Source organism: Myroides fluvii, assembly GCF_009792295.1.
Taxonomy (GTDB): domain Bacteria; phylum Bacteroidota; class Bacteroidia; order Flavobacteriales; family Flavobacteriaceae; genus Flavobacterium; species Flavobacterium fluvii_A.
In genome coordinates, this window is sequence record NZ_CP039934.1 from 2,346,988 (window position 1) to 2,366,491 (window position 19,504).

Consider the following 19,504-nt stretch of genomic DNA (forward strand, 5'->3'; position numbering starts at 1 on the left):
GGAAATAGGGTATAAATCCGTATTTTTGGAATTGAAAAAATCAAAGGCTATTATTTAGCTAATTATAATTTTGAAATCAAATGAATAGAGTATTGGTATGTTTTCTACTCGTTGTAACAACCATGGGGTGTATGACGTCAAAATCAACACATCAGCCTTATATGTATGACAGTGGGCCTGATTTTGTTGTAGAAGGAATGTATCGCATTATCGATGAAGAGGGGAAAATGGGATTTGCCAATGTCAAAGGACAAGTGGTGATTAAACCTCAATTTGCCTTTGTTTTTCCTTTTAAAAATGGTGTAGCTAAAGCTACATTTGAAGGAATTAGTAGAGAAGTAAAAGGATCTCGAGGAGAGTATCACTATTGGGACAGCCCATCTTGGTTTTATATAGATCAAAAAGGGAACATCGTTTCTGAAAAAACAAAAAATTAGATTTCCATTCTTTATTTTGATTCAAAGGATACTACCTTTGAAGTGATTAACCTCTTTTGACATGCATTATTTTGTTGAGGTCATTGTGCCTTTAGCTTTAGATCCCACATTTACGTACCGAATCAACGAAGTCGAATTTGATTTTATTCAAGTTGGCATGCGGGTAGCTGTGCCTTTTGGACGCAATAAAGTGTACACGGCTTTAGTGGTGGAAAAACACCACCGACAACCTGCGACATACGAGGCGAAAGATATTCATGAAATTATCGATATAGAACCTGTCGTTACAACCGAACAAATTAAGTTTTGGACGTGGTTAGCAGAATACTATATGTGTACCCTTGGCGATGTTTACAAAGGAGCGATGCCATCACAATTGCTATTGGAGAGCGAGACCATTATTCAATGGAATGACAAGACAGATATAAAATCGGAAGAGCTAGACGATGCAGAATACTTATTGTATGAAGCCATGCAAATTCAATCGATTTTAAAACTCGACGAGGTGATTGCGATTCTCAATCGCAAGAAAGTTTTCCCAGTGATCAATAGTTTATTGACCAAAGGTGCTATTTTTCTGCAAGAGGAAATGGTCGAAAAGTACAAGCCCAAGCAAATTCGCTATGTGCGTTTAGCTGAAGAGTATGTACAAGAAGACGGCTTGACCAAGTTGATGGAATTAGTCAATCGAGCAACAAAACAGCGCGAATTAATCCTAAAGTATTTCCAGTTACAAGCCACACAAAAGAAAGGAATCAGCATTAAGCAACTGATTGAAGAAGGAGAAAGTAGTCAAGCCATAGTCAATGCCTTACTAGAAAAGGGCATTTTCGAATCTTATTACCTCAATCACGATCGCGTGGTGTTTAACGATGCAACTTCAGAGGGGATTCAATTGACAGATGAGCAAAGTAAAGCCCTTTGGGAAATTGAACAACAATTCAAAGAAAAAGAAGTCGTCTTGTTACACGGGGTTACGGCCTCAGGAAAGACAGAAGTTTATATTAAACTCATTGAGAAATTCTTAGCCCAAGAAGGACAGGTGTTATTTCTCTTGCCTGAAGTGGGAATAAGTGCGCAATTAGTACAGCGCTTAACGGCCTATTTTGGCAATCAAGTGGCGGTGTATCACTCGCGTTACTCTCATAATGAGCGATTGGAAGTTTGGAATCAAGTCTTTTTGCAATCAGAAAAGGCCAAAGTAGTAATCGGAACGCGTTTATCTGTTTTCTTGCCGTTTCAAGATTTGCGCCTCGTAGTGATTGATGAAGAACACGATGCCAATTACAAACAACATGATCCAGCCCCTCGTTATCACGGGCGGGATGCCGCTGTGGTATTGGCGATGCAGCACAAAGCGAAGGTGTTAATGGGATCAGCTACACCGAGTTTGGAAAGCTATTACAATGCAGAACAAAAAAAATATGGATTAGTTGAACTAACCAAGCGTTATACGAATGTATTACTACCCGAGATTGTCTTGGTCGATAGTAAAGATAAATACAAACGCAAACAGATGACAGGGCATTTCTCAGATCAATTGATTGACGAGATCAATCAAGCGTTGTCTTTAGAAGAACAAGTGATTCTCTTTCAAAATAGAAGGGGATTCTCTCCTGTGGTGGAGTGTATGACGTGTGGTGCGGTTCCTGAATGTCCGCATTGTGATGTGAGTTTGACGTATCACAAATACAGAAATGAATTGCGTTGCCATTATTGTGGCTATACCTTGCCGATGCCCAAACAATGTGGGCGTTGTCACAGTGTAGATTTGAATACGAAAGGTTTCGGAACCGAACAAGTAGAAGAAGAGTTAAGAGAATTATTTCCCAATAAGCGCATTGCCCGAATGGATCAAGATACCACAAGGGGAAAGTACGCCTATGAAAAGCTCATCGAAGCCTTTGAAAACAAACAAATCGATATCTTGGTGGGAACGCAAATGCTAGCCAAGGGGTTTGATTTTGACAATGTAAACTTAGTGGGGATTATGAATGCCGATAATAGTTTGTATCATCCTGATTTTAGAGCCCATGAACGCGCCTTTCAAATGATGACGCAAATTGCAGGACGTTCGGGTCGATTTGACAAAAAGGGAAAGGTAATCATTCAGACATTTAATCCCTATCACAATATCATTCAACAAGTAACCAATTACGATTATAAATCCATGTACAAAGAGCAGATGTATGAACGTCACAACTTTCAGTATCCGCCTTTTTACCGCTTGATTCGATTAACCTTAAAGCACCGCGACTTTGAAAAGCTCAAGGAATCGTCTTTTTGGTTGTACAACAACCTCAAAGGACAATTGGGTATTCCAGTGTTAGGACCAGAAGAACCTGGGATTAACCGCATTCGAAATCAGTATATTCGCGTGATTTTAATCAAGATTCCACAGCAAGTGATGTTGAACCAAACCAAAGGACAAGTAAGACGCATCTTAAAGAGTTTTGAGTCTATTGGAGCGTATCGTTCGGTTCACGTAGTGGCTAATGTTGATTTTTATTGATTATATTAGGGGTTAGGGTTAATGAAAATCGGGTCATAGTATACCAGGTGCATTCCTTTCCATTTTTCAGGGTTCAAGGGCTGTTTAAATGATTGGGCTTGATCGATAATTTTCGTAATTACTGTATTAGGAGTAATAGTCCAATGATTAATAGGTTGATTAAAGGTTTGGGTTCTTGCAAACATTTCTTGCATGAAAATAACTTGACTCACGTCCCATTGATCTAAAGGTTGATTAAAGGCTTGTGATTCTGCAAACATTTCTACCATAGAAAGGACTTGACTCACATCCCATCGGTTTAACGGTTGGTTAAAAGAGATGGCTAACGTAAACATTCGATTCATATTAGTGACTCGACTCACGTTCCATTCATTTAAAGGTTGATTGAAGACTTGTGCTCCTGCAAACATTTTACTCATATTGGTAACTTGACTCACATCCCAATTGTTTAAAGGTTGATTAAATTGCTGAGTACCTATAAACATTCCTTCTAGGGATTTAACCTGACTCATATCCCATTGTTCTAAAGGTTGATTGAATGGAGTTTCAGCAAACATATATGCCATGCTCCAAACTTGACTAATATTCCAAGTATGTAAAGGCTGATTGAATGGGGTATTTGAAAACATACTTCCCATGGTAGTAACTTGACTAACATCCCAGTTGAATAAAGGTTGGTTAAATGAAGTATTTGAAAATAGCCCTCCCATGTTCGTAACTTGACTCACATCCCAGGTATCCAAAGGTTGATTGAAAGCTAATGCATGATTAAACATACACCACATATTCGTTACTTGACTGACATTCCAAGTTTGTAAAGATTGGTTGAATGTGGATGCGTGATCAAACATTTGGGAAAGATTCGTTGCTTGACTCATGTTCCATTGATCTAATGGTTGGTTGAATGTTTCTGCTTGGTAAAACATGCCAGAGAAATTAGTGACCTGACTCACATCCCACTGATTAAGGGGTTGATTTAATTTTTTCGCATGGGCAAACATAAAACTCATACTTTTTACTTGTTGTAGATTGGGAAGGTCTGAAGCGGTTACTATCACTTCTTCCGCTCCACTAAACGCATTTTCCATTGTGCTCCATTCAATATCTCCCCATTGTTGTATTTCGATTAAGTGTTTTTCTCTTAAATAAATATTTTTTGAAGCTCCATACATATACTCTATTGCATGTAAAGGGTTTCGTTCGGTAGGGGTTAAGGTTAAGCGATATTGACCTTCTGGTACAAGCAGACTAAGATCGTTTTGTCCGATACCATAATAAATTAAAGAGGAATCTGTTGTGTTTTCTAACCTATAGAAATATTTACCTTGCAGGCTGAGTTCAAAATTGTTTCTGTTACCGTAAGGGGTTGGCAAATCCCAAAGTGTTACAAAAGGTTTTTTGTAATTGGGTTGTTTTTGTTTCTCCCATGCTGCAATTGTTTGTTGCATTTGTTGGAGATTCAATTTGGTGTTGTCGAATAGGTGAGCAAAGAAAACAATAGAAGAAACTTCCCATTGATCCAAGCGTTGATTAAATTGATGAGCGCCATGAAACATGCCAGCCATGTTGGTTACTTGATGAACGTTCCATTTGTTTAAGGGTTGGTTGAATGCAGAAGCCCCTCTAAATAGATAACTCATGTCCTTTACATTACTGACATTCCAATTGTTTAACGGTTGGTTAAAGCTTTCTGCTTGATCAAACATGGATTCCATTTTGGTTACTTGATGAACCTTCCATTTTTTTAGCGGTTGGTTGAATGCAGAAGCTCCTCTAAATAGATAGCTCATGTCCTTTACATTACTGACATTCCAGTTGTTTAACGGTTGGTTAAAGCTTTCTGCTTGATCAAACATGGATTCCATTTTAGTCACTTGACTAACCTCCCATTGATCTAAGGGGTGGTTGAATTTTCTAGCCTGAAAAAAGAGATAACTCATATCTGTTACCTGGCTTACATCCCAATGATTAATGGGGAAATCTAAGTAATGTGCACATAAAAACATGCCCGACATATTGGTGACTCTACTGAGGTCAGGGACATCTTGAGCAACAATAACCATTCTGCTTGCACCCGCAAAAGCATTTTGCATGCTGCTCCACGGTACATCACCCCATTGAACAACAGATAAAAGTTCATCAAAGGGATTGGGATATTCTTCTCGTTCACGTTCATAAAGAGAAACGGTGATATCGGGATTGTAAAACCGATGCAACGGTTTGTCGCCAACGGGAGTTAAACTAAGGCGATAAGGTCCGCGTTTAGGAAAATTTAATTCGAGCCTATCTTTTCCCCTTCCTTCTCCTTTTATCGTTGGATATTGAATGCTTTCCCAAGTATAGGTGTATTCTCCTTCCAAATGAAGACTAAGTTTATGGGTGTTCCAAGTAGTAATAAAAGGTCGTTGTGCATGACTGCTCAAACCAGCAAGAAAAAAGAGAACGCCTAAAAGCATAAAACGGAACCAAATGTGTTGCCTCATGTTGTTAGTTATAAGGTGAATAGTGGTGAAATGTACTAAAAAATACAACAGAAAAAGAAGGGAATTGTGAAATAAGTCTAAATCTTGTTCATCACCCTGCATTAAATCGTACTTTTGTTTTTATAAAAAGGAACTAAATTTAAAAGAAAATGAGTCAACCGAAAATTGTCGTATCACAAGAGGCTGCGCAAAGTCAAGATAATTACGATATCATCTATTCTAACATCACCTTTATTAATCTAATCCGCGAAGAAGCAGAGGAAGAGGATCCAGAAGAAGACCGCGTAGATGAAATGATTCCACAGGATGCTTTTTTAAGTTATTATGTTGATTATTATTTATCTCAATATGAAAACGGAAACTTCTCTCAATTTGTGTACAATATAGGTGCTGATTTAGAATTGATCGATTGGATTATTGAAGGATTAGAGAAAATAGAATCTGTAGAACATTTGGCTTTATTGAAAAAGCGCTTGGAGGTGTTAGAAAATATGGATGAGGTGGTTTTAGAAGCTTTTATTGAGAGCGACTATTTTGGAACCAATCCAACCCGTGATCTTTTAAATGACGATACTTTTTTCAATATTGAAGAGGACTTAATTGATTTGAATGCGAATTGGTTGAAACAGCATCCAGAACTTTTAGTATTATCGATCGATGAGATGTACGATTATGCTGAGCAGTTATTGGGAAAAAAAGTAGAGAGAGAATAAGCAGTTGGATGCTTTTTTGTTTTTTTGCAAGGTGTTTTTTTGTTTAATTAATTAAAAGAAGGACAGTGTAGGCTTTTGTATGTGAAAATTGTTCTTTTAGCACATTGAAACAAAAAAGCGAAGAAGCACAAAAACAAAAAGACATAAAAGCAAAAAGGCATAAAAAAGAAAAAGTAAAAAAACTTTGGTTGATGTTGTATAAAGTACTATTTTTGCACTCAATTTTATAACAAAATAAATTTTTATTTTATGAATCAATACGAAACTGTTTTCATCTTGAATCCCGTTTTATCTGAAACTCAGGTAAAGGAAACAGTACAGAAATTCGAAGAATTTCTTACTTCAAGAGGAGCTGAAATGGTAGCTAAAGAGGATTGGGGCTTAAAAAAATTAGCTTACGAAATCCAACACAAGAAAAGTGGTTTTTATCACTTGTTTGAGTACAAAGTTGCTGGAGATATTATCATCAACCTTGAAACAGAATTCAGACGTGACGAAAGAGTTATGCGTTTCTTAACTGTTGCTTTAGATAAACACGCGATATCTTGGGCTGAGAGAAGAAGAGAAAAATTAAAATCTAAAAAAGCTTAATTATTATGTCAACTATTGAGCAATCTGCAAAAGGGAAAAAAGACGGAGATATCAGATATCTAACGCCTTTAAACATAGAAACAAACAAAACTAAAAAGTATTGTCGTTTCAAAAAATCAGGAATCAAATACATCGATTATAAAGATGCTGATTTCTTATTAAAATTCGTTAACGAGCAAGGTAAAATTTTACCTCGTCGTTTAACTGGAACTTCTTTGAAATACCAAAGAAAAGTTTCTGTAGCGGTAAAAAGAGCTCGTCACTTAGCTTTAATGCCATACGTAGCGGATTTATTAAAATAATATAATACAAAACAAGTTGTTGGTTTTCAACTTAGAAACCTAACTTCTTATTAAAAAGGACATCAACATGGAAATTATCTTAAAACAAGACGTTCAAAAATTAGGATTTAAAGATGACGTAGTAACTGTTAAACCAGGATACGGACGTAACTATTTAATTCCTCAAGGACTTGCAGTTTTAGCTACTCCTTCTGCGAAGAAAGTTTTAGCTGAAAACTTAAAGCAAAGAGCGCACAAAGAAGCTAAATTAATCGCTGACGCTAAAGTTGTAGCTGATGCATTAAAAGCAATTGAAATCAAAATCGTTGTTAAAGCTGGTGGAGAGAAATTGTTTGGTTCAGTAACGAACCAAGATTTAGCTGAAGTATTTGCTAAAAACGGACAAGTAATCGATAGAAAATTTATCGCTTCAGGTGTTATCAAACGTTTAGGTAAATACAATGCAACAGTACGTTTACACCGTGACGTAATTGTTGAGGTTGATTACGAAGTAATCGCTGAGCAAGAGTAATTCACTTGAACTGTTTTTCAGTTCAATGTAAATATAACTGATATAAAAAGCCTTCCTATTCAGGGAGGCTTTTTTGTATTTCTGATCCTTTGCTTTTTTGAAGAACTATTCAATTAAAGCAGTATTTTTATTATATTTTCATCGTCTCATCGTCTCATCGTTTCATCATCTCATCGTCTCATCGTCATAACTCATAACCAAAATGGACATTAAAAAAAGATTTGATCGCATCATCAGTATATTCATTCATCTGCAATCCAAACCTATTGTAACGGCTCAGGAATTAGCGGATCGATTTGAGGTGAGCTTGCGTACCATTTACCGCGATATACGGTCCTTAGAACAAGCGGGTGTTCCGCTTTATAGTGAAGCAGGAGTTGGCTATGCGGTTGTGGATGGATATAAGATTCCACCAACTCTATTTACTCGGGAAGAGGCTTTGAGCTTTGTTGCTGCGGAAAAAATCATGCAGGTTTATGTAGATCAAGAACTCAGTGATCACTTTACTTCCGCTTTATTTAAGATGAAAGCCGTGTTGCGTTCGTCTCAAAAAGCTGAGGTGTCAGGTATTTCTCCCGCTGTGGTAATGCGTACGGATAAAAGCGTTTTTAATAAAAAAGTACCCTCTGCCTTATCGACCTTGTTTAAGAGTATATCGCTCAAACAACAAGTGCGTATCGCGTATATTGGGGGAGCTGATACAGAAGCTGTAATTCGAATTGTAGAGCCTGTTGGGGTGTTTCACGAAAATAGTTTTTGGTATTTTATGGCGTATTGTCATTTGCGTCAATCCTATCGTCAGTTTCGATCGGATCGCATTCAGTCTATTGAATTGCTTGAGGAGCTATTCACTTTAGAACATGGAGATTTGGAGCTGTATTTGCCTAGTCGCAATGTAGAACGCAATTTAGAAGTGCGTATTATAGTATCCAGGCAAATGGCAACTTATCTGGTGTGGGAACGTAAATATTATGGATTTATGGAAGAAATTGATCGAGGAGATCAAGTGGAGATGCACTTCAAAATGAAAGATTTCGACAATGGGTTTCCCCGTTGGTTTTTAATGTTTGCCGATCATGCCGAGATTATTGAACCAGTAGAATTACACGAAAAAGTAGTACGATTATTAGAGCAGAGTTTGCGGAAACACAAAAAATAAAGTCCTTTCAGTAAGATGAAAGGACTTTATTTTTTTAGAAGGTTTCCCAGAAATAAGGCGGTTCAATTCCCAAAGCGCGTAAATATACATAAGCTTGCCCTCTGTGGTGAATCTCATTGTCGATAAAATAGAAGAGATGTTGATGGATTTTTAAATCGTATTGACCAAATAAAACGAAATTCTGTTGAAATTGGGCGTCAGAGAGCTGATTGAATAAGGTGTTGATTTGCATCGTATCTTCATCCCATTGCTTTAGAATCTCTTCTTTTGTTGTGAATTTAGGTATTTCATCAAACGCCTCAATCTTCCCTGTTGTAAAGGAAAGTAAGGAGGGTACGGGAATGGCAAGTAGTTCTGCACACATCGTTGAAAAAGGGCGCATGCCTCCGATTGTAAAGTTGAATAAATCACTTTCAGGAAAAGCGTCAATCACGCGTCTTGTTAAACTTCTTTGTCCCTGCCAGTACTGTAAAAGTTGTGCTTTAGAAATAGTTTCTGTTTTCATTTTTGGTGTATTTTCTTTTGTTATACCGCAAATGTAAAAGAGGGAAGTGACAACAGCTTGTCAGTAGGTTTGTCGAATAATTTTTTTATCGGCTTAACAAGGCAAAGCTGAAAATTACGTTTTATAATTAGTATTTTTGTGGCTCAAAGAAATTATTATGAAGTATTCTCGTCTGACAAAAGAACAATTTGAGGAGTTACATCCGGAATTTGTAAATTTTTTAGCTGCACAGCAAATCGATAAAAATGAATGGGACAAGTTAAAAGAAGAAAAGCCAGAAGTTGCTGAACAAGAATTAGATGTGTTTTCGGATTTGATCTGGGAAGGTGTTTTGACTAAGGCACAATATTTGGAGCACTATTCCAAAAATCATATTTTCTTATTTGGGTTTGATGAGCAATCCATCAATACAATTGTGATTAAAGCCCTACAACAAGATATAGATCTCTTGACGCAAGAAGGGTTACAGTGGCTTTCTGAAGCTGTGTTTACAGCCGAAGTGGAGGTAAAGCACGGAGGAAGAGATTTTGGTGCGGATCGCAATGTTGAGATTTTTGACATTATTCGCCAAGGAGCAATCTTGAGTGATGGCGTATTGTACAGTCAATTTAAAGAGATGTTGAAGCTGTAAAAAAGATAGTATGGAAGTGAAAAGCAAAATTGAAGCCCTTAGAAAAGAATTAAACGAGCATAATTACAATTATTATGTTTTAGATAATGCAACGATTTCCGATTTTGAATTTGATCAAAAATTAAAGGAATTAGAAGCTTTAGAACAAAAACACCCTGAGTTTTTTGATGCCGATTCACCCACACAACGTGTAGGGGGAACAATCACGAAAAATTTTGAAACCATTGTACACCGCAATAGGATGTATTCGTTGGACAATTCCTATTCTCAAGAAGATTTGTTGGATTGGGAAAAGCGCATTCAAAAAGCGTTGGGCGATGTTCCGATGGAGTATACTTGTGAATTGAAATACGATGGAGCATCGATTAGCATTACCTATGAGGATGGGGTTTTAGTACGTGCGATTACGCGTGGAGATGGAGTGCAAGGAGATGATGTGACGAACAACATTAAGACGATAAGATCAGTTCCTATTCGTTTAAAAGGAAATGACTACCCGCAGAGTTTTGATATTCGTGGAGAGATTGTTTTGCCATTTGCTGGATTTGAACGCATGAACGAAGAGTTGATTGAGATTGGTGAGCAACCGTATGCCAATCCGAGAAACACAGCTTCGGGTAGTTTAAAGTTACAAGACAGTGCAGAAGTAGCTAAGCGTCCCTTAGAGTGTTTGTTGTACAACATAACGGGGTCTGACTTAGGTTTTGAAACCCAATACGAAGGATTGGAGAAAGCGCGTCAATGGGGCTTTAAAGTACCGACTGTTTCTAAGTTGGCCAAAAGCATGGACGAAGTCCTGGCGTTTATTGCGTATTGGGATATCCATCGCCATGAATTGCCCTATGAAACAGATGGTGTTGTGGTTAAAGTGAATTCCCTACACGATCAAGAAGAACTGGGATTCACCGCTAAATCACCGCGTTGGGCGATTGCCTATAAATTCAAAGCTGAACAAGGAGAAACTTTGTTGGAATCGATTGTATATCAGGTAGGACGAACAGGAGCCATTACTCCTGTGGCGAATTTGGAACCCGTACAATTGGCGGGAACTACAGTTCGACGTGCCTCTTTACACAATGCCGATCAGATTGCAAAACTAGATATTCGCGTAGGAGATTATGTCTATGTTGAAAAAGGAGGAGAGATTATTCCGAAAATTGTGGGAGTGAATACGGAGGTTCGTACAGCAGATTCCCAACCTACTGTTTATATTGCCACTTGCCCAGAATGTGATACGCCCTTGAAGCGAAACAAAGGAGAAGCACAGCATTATTGTCCAAATGTATATGGATGTCCGCCACAAATTTCAGGTCGAATTCAACACTTTATCTCGCGTAAAGCCATGGATATTGAAGGATTGGGAGAAGAAACAGTGGTGTTGCTGTACAAAAATGGTTTAGTCAAAGATTATGCCGATTTGTATGAATTAAAAAAAGAAGATGTATTGCCTCTAGAGCGCATGGCTGAAAAGTCGGCAGATAACCTAATTAAGGGAATTGAAGCTTCGAAAGCGATTCCTTTTGAACGCGTTTTATATGCATTGGGAATTCGTTTTGTGGGTGAAACTGTAGCGAAGAAATTAGCGCAACATTATAAATCAATTGATGCTTTGGCAGTGGCTCCGATGTTAGAAATGATGATGGTGGATGAAATTGGAGAGCGTATTGCACAAAGTGTGATTGACTTTTTTAGCAATGATATCAACAAGCAAATCATCGATCGATTAAAGGCTTATGGGGTGCAAATGGTATTGGAAGAAAAGGAATCTACGGTAGTTTCAGATCTTTTGAAAGGAAAAACGATTGTGGTTTCTGGAGTGTTTGTGCAGGTGAGTCGAGATGAATTGAAGCAAATGATTGAAGATCACGGCGGAAAAAACGGAAGTTCGATTAGTTCAAAAACGGATTACGTGGTAGCTGGGGATAAGATGGGACCTTCGAAATTGGAAAAAGCCAATCAGTTGGGAATAACGATTTTGACCGAAGATGACTTTTTAGCGATGATTAAATAATTTGTTGTTAAAGTCGTTAGAATATTATTAAGCTTTTTCTAACTTTACTTCTTATCAAAGAATTATGTTTAGTACTTTCAAAAAGAAAACATTAAAAAAAGCAATTAATCAAGCCACGTTACCGGGGTTAGCATCAGATTTTGATTGTAATCCCAAGACGATTGGAATTTTAATTGAGAAGAATGAAGTGTCGAAGGTGGATGAATTAATTCAAGCGCTACGTCAAAGTGGTGTGTCGGCAAGTCAGATTAATGTTTTGGTTTATACGGGATTAACTAAGGCTAAACAGCTGTTAGATCCTTCGTTTAGCATGAGTGATTTTACGCTAACGGGAGAGGTACAGAATCAAGAGGTAAAAAATTTCATCGATCAACCTTTTGATTGGTTGATTAATTTTTATGCGAAAGATAGTGTACCTTTACTATGGGTGAGCGCAAAATCTAAGGCGAAATTTAAGGTTGGAGTTGCAACGGTAACACCGAAAATCAATCACTTTAGTTTAGATATTCAGGAGCTCCAAGCGACGCAATATGCTAAACATCTAATGAATTATATAACTATTTTTAAAACCAAATAAACAACTATGCAATCGCTAAAAGGTACAGGAGTCGCTTTGATTACTCCATTTAAAAAAGACAAATCTGTTGATGTTGAGGCACTACAGCGTTTAGTCGACTATGTCACGCAAGGAGGAGTAGAATATCTTGTGGTTTTAGGAACTACAGGTGAAGCAGCTACGTTGACGAAAGAAGAGAAAGAAGTGGTGAAAAATACTGTGATAGAGGCGAATGCAGGTAAATTACCTTTGGTTTTAGGGGTTGGAGGAAATAATACCGCACAGGTTGTTGAGGAGTTAAATCCGGGGAATTTAGCGGGATTTGATGCTATTCTATCGGTCTCTCCTTATTACAATAAACCAACACAAGAGGGGATTTATCAACATTTCAAAGCGATTGCAGAACAAAGTAGTTTGCCTATTTTATTGTACAATGTACCAGGGCGTACAGGAAGCAATATGAGTCCGAAAACGGTTATCCGCTTAGCAAATGAATTTCCAATTATTGTAGGGATTAAAGAAGCGGCGGGAGATATCGTTCAAGGGATGGAGTTGATAAGACAATCAACACGCAAAGATTTCTTGGTAATTTCTGGAGATGACGCTATTGCATTACCTTTAACTTTAGCAGGTGGAGCAGGAGTTATTTCTGTAATTGGACAAGGGATTCCTCAACCTTTTTCAACGATGATTCGATTGGGATTAGACGGAAAAATTAAAGAGGCGTTCGATTTACAATATCAAATGATGCCAATTATTGACATGATTTTTGAACAAGGAAATCCAGGGGGAATTAAAGCGGTTTTAACCCAAGCTGGAGTAATTGCCAATGAGCTGAGATTGCCTTTGGTACCAGTGGATCAAGATTTAGAACAACGAATAGAAAAAGAATTTATAAAACTCAAAAAATAATACTATGTTATCGAAAAAATTGCAAGATGCTTTAAACGGACAGATTAAAATAGAAGGAGATTCATCTCAAATTTATTTAGCGATGGCAACTTGGGCAGAAGTTCAAGGTTTTGAAGGAATTGCTTCTTTTATGTACGATCAATCGAATGAAGAGCGCACCCATATGCTTAAATTGATTAAATACATCAATCAAAGAGGAGGAGAAGCTACAATTCCGGCAGTAGCAAAGCCAGAGTTAGATTATGCGTCATTTAAAACGCTTTTTACGCAATTGTTTGCACATGAGGTGTTTGTTTCAAAAAGCATTAACGATTTAGTACATATTGCTTTGGAAGAACGCGATTATGCTACACACAACTTCTTACAGTGGTATGTGTCAGAACAAATCGAAGAAGAAGCAACAGCACGTACAATTTTAGACAAGATCAATTTAATTGGAGATGATAAAGGAGGACTTTATTTATTCGACAATGATATGAAGAGCTTTAGAGGAGATGCAGGTGCAACTTCTGCTACAGTTTAATTGTAAAAAATAGGGATAAAAGATGCCAATTGGCATCTTTTTACCTTTTAAATAAAGGAGTATGTTTAGCGAGAAAATGAATATTTACAAACAAAACACAGCTAAATTTATTGTCGCTTTTGTTTGTGTAATGCTGATTTTTTTAGGTGTTGTGACAGGCGATTACGTGTTCTCAGTACCCCTAGCTATTCTTGTATTGGCGATTCACTTCTATACTCGCTCTCTGGATTTCACCATTGGACATACTGCTGAGTCATTAGTGTTTGGATGGCGTAAAAAGCATGTTGTTTCCTTTGATGATATTAAAGAAATATCCGTTGAGAATTTAGATTATATGGGGAAATTCGGAGGATATGGTTACCGTAAATTCCGCAATCAATCTGCTTATATTTTCAATGATTCTGGTAATTTTTTGTGCGTAAAGACTGCTGATAGGAATTATTTTTTCTCTATTGATGATAAAGCGTATTGGAGTAATTGGTCGCGAAATAGAGAAAACTTAAGTTCAGTTGCCCAATCGTTTACTAAATTATCTTGTTAAAATAAAACAAAAAAGAGCTTTTTTTCTTTTTAGTAAAGAAAGGTTTTTGTATAATGCAATTATATAACTAAATTTGCAGTTGCTTTTGAAGTGCTATAACTCAAACAGGTGATTGTTTAATACCGAATAAACGAAATGAAAAAATACATCGGATTATCTCTTTTGGCGTTGACTTTTGTAGGGTGTTCCCCTTTGCAAAAAGCTATGAAGTCAGAAGATTTGGAACTTAAAAAAGAGGTTGCAAATCAATATTACGAACAACAAAAGTACAGAAAAGCCATCCGATTATACGAGCAAGTAGAGACTTCGTTTAGAGGTCGACCAGGGTATGAGGATATGTACTTTAACTTTGCAGAAGCTACGTATGTAACAAAAGATTATATGCTAGCAGCAGAGCGATTCAAATTATTTGCAGCAACGTATCCTAGAGCGGAACGAAGAGAAGAGGCTTTGCTAAAAGAAATCAAATGTGGAGTACAACTATCTCCTGTTTATTCTTTAGACCAAACGATTACCAATACAACCATTGGTAAATTGCAAAAATTCATCGATCAATACCCAGGGTCCGATTTCATTTTTGAAGCCAATTCAATCATGAGTGGGATGAATAAAAAGCTAGAACAAAAAGCTTTTGAAAATGCCAAGCAATTGAATACAATTGGCGCGTACACTAGAAACTATGGTGCTGCCATTGTCGCTTTAGATAATTTCATCTACGATTATCCAGGAACAGAATATAAAGAAGAAGCGTTATATTACAAGTTGGATTCCGCTTATAAACTAGCGATGAATAGCGTTTATAGCCGATTGGAAGAACGATTGAATAATGCAAAGGGAATGTATGATGCATTGATTCGTTTTAACAATGAAACAAAATACAAAGAGAAAGCAGATAAAATGCTTGCAGAAATAAACACAGAATTACAAAAAATTTCAAAATAACCGAAGCGTAAAATGGATTTAAAGAAAACAACTGCTCCAGTAAACACAATTACTTACAACAAAAGTAAAATTGAAGAACCAACTGGTAATATCTATGAAGCTATTACTATTATTGCAAAGAGAGCAAGTCAAATCAACGTTGAAATTAAAAACGAATTGATCGACAAGCTAGAGGAGTTTGCTACTAACAATGATAGCTTAGATGAGGTTTTTGAAAATAAAGAACAAATTGAAGTATCAAAGTTCTATGAGAAACTTCCAAAAGCACAAGCGTTAGCAGTAGAAGAATGGTTGGAAGAAAAAATATCATTCAAAGAAGTTAACAAATAGCATATACTACAACATGTCAGTGTTAAGCGGAAAAAAAATATTACTAGGTGTAACTGGTGGAATTGCCGCTTATAAAACGGCAGGTTTAGTACGTTTACTTATTAAAGCAGGTGCCGAGGTTCAAGTAATCATGACACCTGCTTCTCATCAATTTGTTACCCCGTTTACCTTATCCACTTTATCCAAAAGACCAGTGTATACTGAGTTCTTTAATTCAAAGGAAAGTGGAACATGGAATAATCACGTGGAATTAGCCCTTTGGGCAGACCTGATGCTCATTGCTCCTGCCACAGCCAATGTGTTAGCGAAAATGGCGAATGGACTATGTGATAATCTACTTTTAGCCGTATATATGTCTGCTAAATGTCCTGTTTATATAGCGCCTGCTATGGACTTAGATATGTACGTGCATCCATCAACAGCAAGAAATCTAGCAACCTTAACCTCTTACAATCACGTCATAATTCCCGCAGAAGAAGGGGAATTAGCTAGTGGATTAATTGGACAAGGCAGAATGTCAGAACCAGAAACGATTGTTGCTGTGTTGCAAGATGCTTTATGTCAAGATTTACCTCTTCGAGGAAAAAAAATATTAATTACAGCTGGTCCAACATACGAACCAATCGATCCCGTGCGTTTTATTGGTAATCACTCTTCAGGAAAAATGGGGTATGATATAGCCAAAGCGGCCGCAAAACAAGGAGCAACGGTTGTTTTAGTTAGCGGACCAACGAATCAAAAGATGGAAGATTCCCGCGTACAAGTGATTTCCGTAATGTCCGCATTGGAAATGTACGAGGTATGTCATCGATATTTTGACGAGGTTGATGCAGTAGTTGCCGCCGCTGCTGTGGCGGATTACCGTCCAAAGGATGTGGCAACGCAAAAAATTAAAAAGAATGCCGAGGCGTTTACGATAACGCTGGATAAAAATCCTGATATATTAGCCTCTCTAGGCGCGATTAAAAAACAACAATACCTCATTGGCTTTGCTCTGGAAACGGAAAATGAAGTGGAACATGCCAAGCAGAAGATAACCAAGAAAAACCTCGATCTGATTGTGTTAAACTCACTTAATGATAGCGGGGCAGGTTTTGGAAAACCAACGAATAAGGTTACCTTTATTGATCGCGATTTTACGATTCAGCCGATGGAACTAAAATCAAAAGAGGCCGTTGCTCAAGATATTGTCAATAAAATCATTCAACACTATGAATAAACTTTTTGGACTTTTCGCTTGTTTTTTTCTATGGATGGGCACATGCCAAGCACAAGAATTAAACGCTAATGTCAGTGTGAATTTTGCACAAGTAGGAAATGCACATCAAAATTATTTCCGCACGCTAGAAAAGTCTTTAAAAGAATTGTTGAATCAGACAACATGGACCTCTCAACGCATAAATTCCAACGAGAAAATTGACTGTACTTTTTTACTGACAGTTAATTCATTTGATAATACAACTAATATTTCAGGCACACTTCAAGTACAGTATGGACGTCCTATTTACAATACAACGTATACTAGTCCGGTACTAAATTTTAATGACAAGGATATCGCTTTTAATTATACCGAGTTTGAACCTTTACGTTATAGCTCAGGAACTTATGAGTCCAATTTGATTTCTTTAGTTTCTTTTTACGTTCATGTTATCTTAGGGATGGACGGAGATACGTTTGCTAAAGAGGGAGGGAATGCCTATTATCAAGAGGCTTCTCTGATTGCTTCGATGGCACAACAATCAGGAGCTAAGGGATGGAAACAGGGGGATGGAACCACTACGCGTTATACTTTCATTAATGATTTAACATCTGGAGCTAGTAGACCTTTTCGCGAGGCACTTTATACTTACCACCGCGTTGGATTAGATGCGATGAGTGAAAATCTAGAAGGTGGTCGCGATGGTGTGTTTAAGGGATTAGAAGATGTAAGACAATATAATGCGGTTCGATCAAATTCTCTTTTAGTTCGCGTGTTCTTCGATGCAAAAACAGAAGAATTAGTTAACATATACAGTGGAGTAGCAGATCGAAACAAGAAACGCGTCACTGAAATATTGCATGCAATATCTCCTTTAAATGCTTCTAAATGGAATAATTTATAAGTATCTTTCATTTAATTTAATAGTTTCAGCTTATGCTTACGTCATTGAGTATAAAAAATTTCGCTTTAATAGATCATTTAGAAATTGAGTTTTTTAAAGGTTTTTCTATCATCACAGGTGAAACGGGTGCTGGGAAATCAATTGTTTTAGGTGCTTTAGGCCTTTTACAAGGAAAACGCGCGGACTTGGGTTCACTCAAGAATAAAGAAGAAAAATGTGTGATTGAAGGGCAGTTTCACGTAGATCCGTATAAATTAGAAGAGCTATATTCGTTCTTGGATATGGACTACGAACCCACTACCATCATTCGAAGAGAAATTTTGCCTTCTGGAAAATCAAGAGCTTTTGTCAATGATTCTCCAGTTAACTTAACGGATTTACAAGAGTTAAGTGCCGTGTTGTTAGATATTCACTCTCAACATCAAACGAGTGAGTTGAGCGAAGAAACCTATCAGATTAAAGTGATTGACGCTATTGCAAAGAACGAAGAAACGTTAGAGGAGTATCAAAAGCAATTAAAACAATACAAAGCTTCTGTTAGTGAATTAAAACAGCTCAAAGAAGAAGAAATAGAATTGCTGAAAGAACAAGATTATAATGCTTTTCTTTTAGAAGAACTTGAAACACTACAATTGGGTACAATTGACCAAGCAGCGTTGGAAAGTGAATTCGAAAAATTAAATAATGTGGAGCATGTACGCGAAAGTTTTGCGTTTGCAACACAGCTTTTAACAGCTGATCAGGTAGGTGTGATTCAAGGGTTAAAAGAATTGCGTCAAACCCTACAAAAAACAGCGGTAGTTTCTAAAGATTACGAAGAACTTTACAACCGCGTGGTTAGTGCAGAAATCGAATTGACTGATCTAGCCAATGAGATTGAGCGTGAGGTGGATCACGTCGTTTCTGATCCTGAACGCTTAACTGTTTTAAACGAACGTTTGCAGGTGTTATATGCTTTGCAAAAGAAACACCAGGTAAATTCAGTAGCGGAGTTAATTGCTATAGAAACTGGATTAACCGACAAGGTATTCAAAGTTGGGGAAGTTCAGGATAAAATTATAGCTGTTGAAAAACACATTGCCTCTTTGTTGGTTAAGTTAGATCAACAAGCCGATCAATTGTCGCAAGCACGTCAACAAGCAATTCCTGCTTTGAAAGCACAGTTGATCGAAATATTGACGTTAGTCGGTATGCCATATGCTACTTTTCAGTTTGATTTTAAAACGGTAGATCATTACTTAAACAACGGAAAAGATCAAATGCAGTTGCAGTTTTCTGCTAATAAAGGAATGGATTACGGCTTGCTGAAGAAGGTGGCTTCAGGAGGAGAATTGTCGCGTATTATGTTGGCGATTAAAGCGATTTTAGCGCGTTATTCCAACTTGCCTACGATTATTTTTGACGAAATTGATACGGGTGTATCTGGAGAAGTAGCTGATAAAATGGGGGTAATCATGAAAGATATGAGTACGCTGATGCAAGTATTTGCCATTACACACTTACCGCAAATCGCTGCCAAAGGACATCAACATTATAAAGTTTTTAAAGCTTCACAAGGGGATTCGACTATTTCAAAATTAATTCAGTTAGATCCAACACATCGCGTGGAAGAAATTGCACAGATGTTATCTGGAAAAGATATTACAGAATCAGCCTTGCAACACGCGAAGGAGTTGCTTAATGGGTAATCGTTGACAGTTTACGGTTTACGGTTGACAGTTGACGTTGACAGTTGACGTTGAT

20 protein-coding genes are annotated in these 19,504 nt (G+C 37.3%); 18 read left to right on the forward strand and 2 right to left on the reverse strand.

Translation table 11 applies throughout. The features are described from left to right. The first annotated feature begins 80 nt into the window (after positions 1–80). Positions 81–437, forward strand: coding sequence for a WG repeat-containing protein (locus FBR08_RS10755; protein ID WP_158962711.1), 357 nt, complete (start codon positions 81–83; stop codon positions 435–437). A gap of 61 nt (positions 438–498) precedes the next feature. Continuing rightward, entirely contained in the window at positions 499–2,949 is a 2,451-nt protein-coding gene (priA, locus tag FBR08_RS10760) for a replication restart helicase PriA (RefSeq protein ID WP_158962712.1), read from the forward strand. Between the two features lie 5 nt (positions 2,950–2,954). Here the strand turns inward: priA and FBR08_RS10765 are convergent, their stop codons facing one another. Continuing rightward, positions 2,955–5,432 carry a BspA family leucine-rich repeat surface protein gene (locus tag FBR08_RS10765; protein ID WP_158962713.1) on the reverse strand — a complete coding sequence of 826 codons (2,478 nt, stop codon included), beginning with the start codon at positions 5,430–5,432 and terminating at the stop codon, positions 2,955–2,957. 149 nt (positions 5,433–5,581) lie between these two features. Between FBR08_RS10765 and FBR08_RS10770 the strand changes: the two genes are divergently transcribed. The 5 genes from FBR08_RS10770 (at position 5,582) to FBR08_RS10790 (ending at position 8,708) form a co-directional block, all read left to right on the forward strand. Further along, on the forward strand, positions 5,582–6,145 hold the full coding sequence (locus FBR08_RS10770; RefSeq protein ID WP_158962714.1) for a DMP19 family protein: 564 nt from the start codon (positions 5,582–5,584) through the stop codon (positions 6,143–6,145). A gap of 249 nt (positions 6,146–6,394) precedes the next feature. Then, a complete protein-coding gene (gene rpsF / locus FBR08_RS10775) occupies positions 6,395–6,736 on the forward strand; it encodes a 30S ribosomal protein S6 (protein WP_158962715.1) in 342 nt (113 codons plus the stop codon). A 5-nt stretch (positions 6,737–6,741) separates the two neighbouring features. Next, on the forward strand, positions 6,742–7,038 hold the full coding sequence (rpsR, locus tag FBR08_RS10780) for a 30S ribosomal protein S18 (RefSeq protein ID WP_002987043.1): 297 nt from the start codon (positions 6,742–6,744) through the stop codon (positions 7,036–7,038). Positions 7,039–7,105: 67 nt separating this feature from the next. After that, positions 7,106–7,549, forward strand: a complete 444-nt coding sequence (gene rplI / locus FBR08_RS10785; RefSeq protein WP_158962716.1) for a 50S ribosomal protein L9 — start codon at positions 7,106–7,108, stop codon at positions 7,547–7,549. A gap of 202 nt (positions 7,550–7,751) precedes the next feature. Next, positions 7,752–8,708 (forward strand): helix-turn-helix transcriptional regulator, encoded by a 957-nt coding sequence (locus FBR08_RS10790; RefSeq protein WP_158962717.1) that lies wholly within the window; start codon positions 7,752–7,754, stop codon positions 8,706–8,708. Positions 8,709–8,742: 34 nt separating this feature from the next. On the opposite strand, the gene FBR08_RS10795 is transcribed toward FBR08_RS10790, so the two are convergent. After that, positions 8,743–9,213 carry a DinB family protein gene (locus FBR08_RS10795; protein WP_158962718.1) on the reverse strand — a complete coding sequence of 157 codons (471 nt, stop codon included), beginning with the start codon at positions 9,211–9,213 and terminating at the stop codon, positions 8,743–8,745. A 157-nt stretch (positions 9,214–9,370) separates the two neighbouring features. On the opposite strand from FBR08_RS10795, the gene FBR08_RS10800 reads away from it, so the two are divergent. The 11 genes from FBR08_RS10800 to recN all read left to right on the forward strand — a co-directional run bounded on the left by FBR08_RS10800 (position 9,371) and on the right by recN (position 19,449). After that, positions 9,371–9,844 carry a DUF6495 family protein gene (locus FBR08_RS10800; RefSeq protein ID WP_158962719.1) on the forward strand — a complete coding sequence of 158 codons (474 nt, stop codon included), beginning with the start codon at positions 9,371–9,373 and terminating at the stop codon, positions 9,842–9,844. 10 nt (positions 9,845–9,854) lie between these two features. Beyond that, positions 9,855–11,855 (forward strand): NAD-dependent DNA ligase LigA, encoded by a 2,001-nt coding sequence (gene ligA / locus FBR08_RS10805; RefSeq protein ID WP_158962720.1) that lies wholly within the window; start codon positions 9,855–9,857, stop codon positions 11,853–11,855. Between the two features lie 64 nt (positions 11,856–11,919). After that, the gene (locus FBR08_RS10810; RefSeq protein WP_158962721.1) at positions 11,920–12,432 is read left to right on the forward strand and encodes a DUF6913 domain-containing protein; all 513 of its coding nucleotides are present in this window, start codon (positions 11,920–11,922) and stop codon (positions 12,430–12,432) included. 6 nt (positions 12,433–12,438) lie between these two features. Further along, positions 12,439–13,323: a 4-hydroxy-tetrahydrodipicolinate synthase gene (gene dapA / locus FBR08_RS10815; RefSeq protein WP_158962722.1), complete on the forward strand. Its 885-nt coding sequence runs from the start codon at positions 12,439–12,441 to the stop codon at positions 13,321–13,323. Positions 13,324–13,327: 4 nt separating this feature from the next. After that, the gene (locus FBR08_RS10820; protein WP_158962723.1) at positions 13,328–13,846 is read left to right on the forward strand and encodes a ferritin; all 519 of its coding nucleotides are present in this window, start codon (positions 13,328–13,330) and stop codon (positions 13,844–13,846) included. 61 nt (positions 13,847–13,907) lie between these two features. Beyond that, on the forward strand, positions 13,908–14,387 hold the full coding sequence (locus FBR08_RS10825; protein ID WP_233266096.1) for a hypothetical protein: 480 nt from the start codon (positions 13,908–13,910) through the stop codon (positions 14,385–14,387). 135 nt (positions 14,388–14,522) lie between these two features. After that, positions 14,523–15,329 carry an outer membrane protein assembly factor BamD gene (locus tag FBR08_RS10830; RefSeq protein WP_158962724.1) on the forward strand — a complete coding sequence of 269 codons (807 nt, stop codon included), beginning with the start codon at positions 14,523–14,525 and terminating at the stop codon, positions 15,327–15,329. Between the two features lie 12 nt (positions 15,330–15,341). Then, on the forward strand, positions 15,342–15,659 hold the full coding sequence (locus FBR08_RS10835) for a DNA-directed RNA polymerase subunit omega (protein ID WP_158962725.1): 318 nt from the start codon (positions 15,342–15,344) through the stop codon (positions 15,657–15,659). 13 nt (positions 15,660–15,672) lie between these two features. Continuing rightward, the gene (gene coaBC / locus FBR08_RS10840) at positions 15,673–16,878 is read left to right on the forward strand and encodes a bifunctional phosphopantothenoylcysteine decarboxylase/phosphopantothenate--cysteine ligase CoaBC (protein WP_158962726.1); all 1,206 of its coding nucleotides are present in this window, start codon (positions 15,673–15,675) and stop codon (positions 16,876–16,878) included. Beyond that, positions 16,871–17,761 carry a type IX secretion system protein PorD gene (gene porD / locus FBR08_RS10845; RefSeq protein ID WP_158962727.1) on the forward strand — a complete coding sequence of 297 codons (891 nt, stop codon included), beginning with the start codon at positions 16,871–16,873 and terminating at the stop codon, positions 17,759–17,761. The genes coaBC and porD overlap by 8 nt, the downstream gene beginning before the upstream one ends. A 32-nt stretch (positions 17,762–17,793) precedes the next feature. Next, positions 17,794–19,449 (forward strand): DNA repair protein RecN, encoded by a 1,656-nt coding sequence (gene recN, locus FBR08_RS10850; RefSeq protein WP_158962728.1) that lies wholly within the window; start codon positions 17,794–17,796, stop codon positions 19,447–19,449. Positions 19,450–19,504 lie beyond the last annotated feature (55 nt).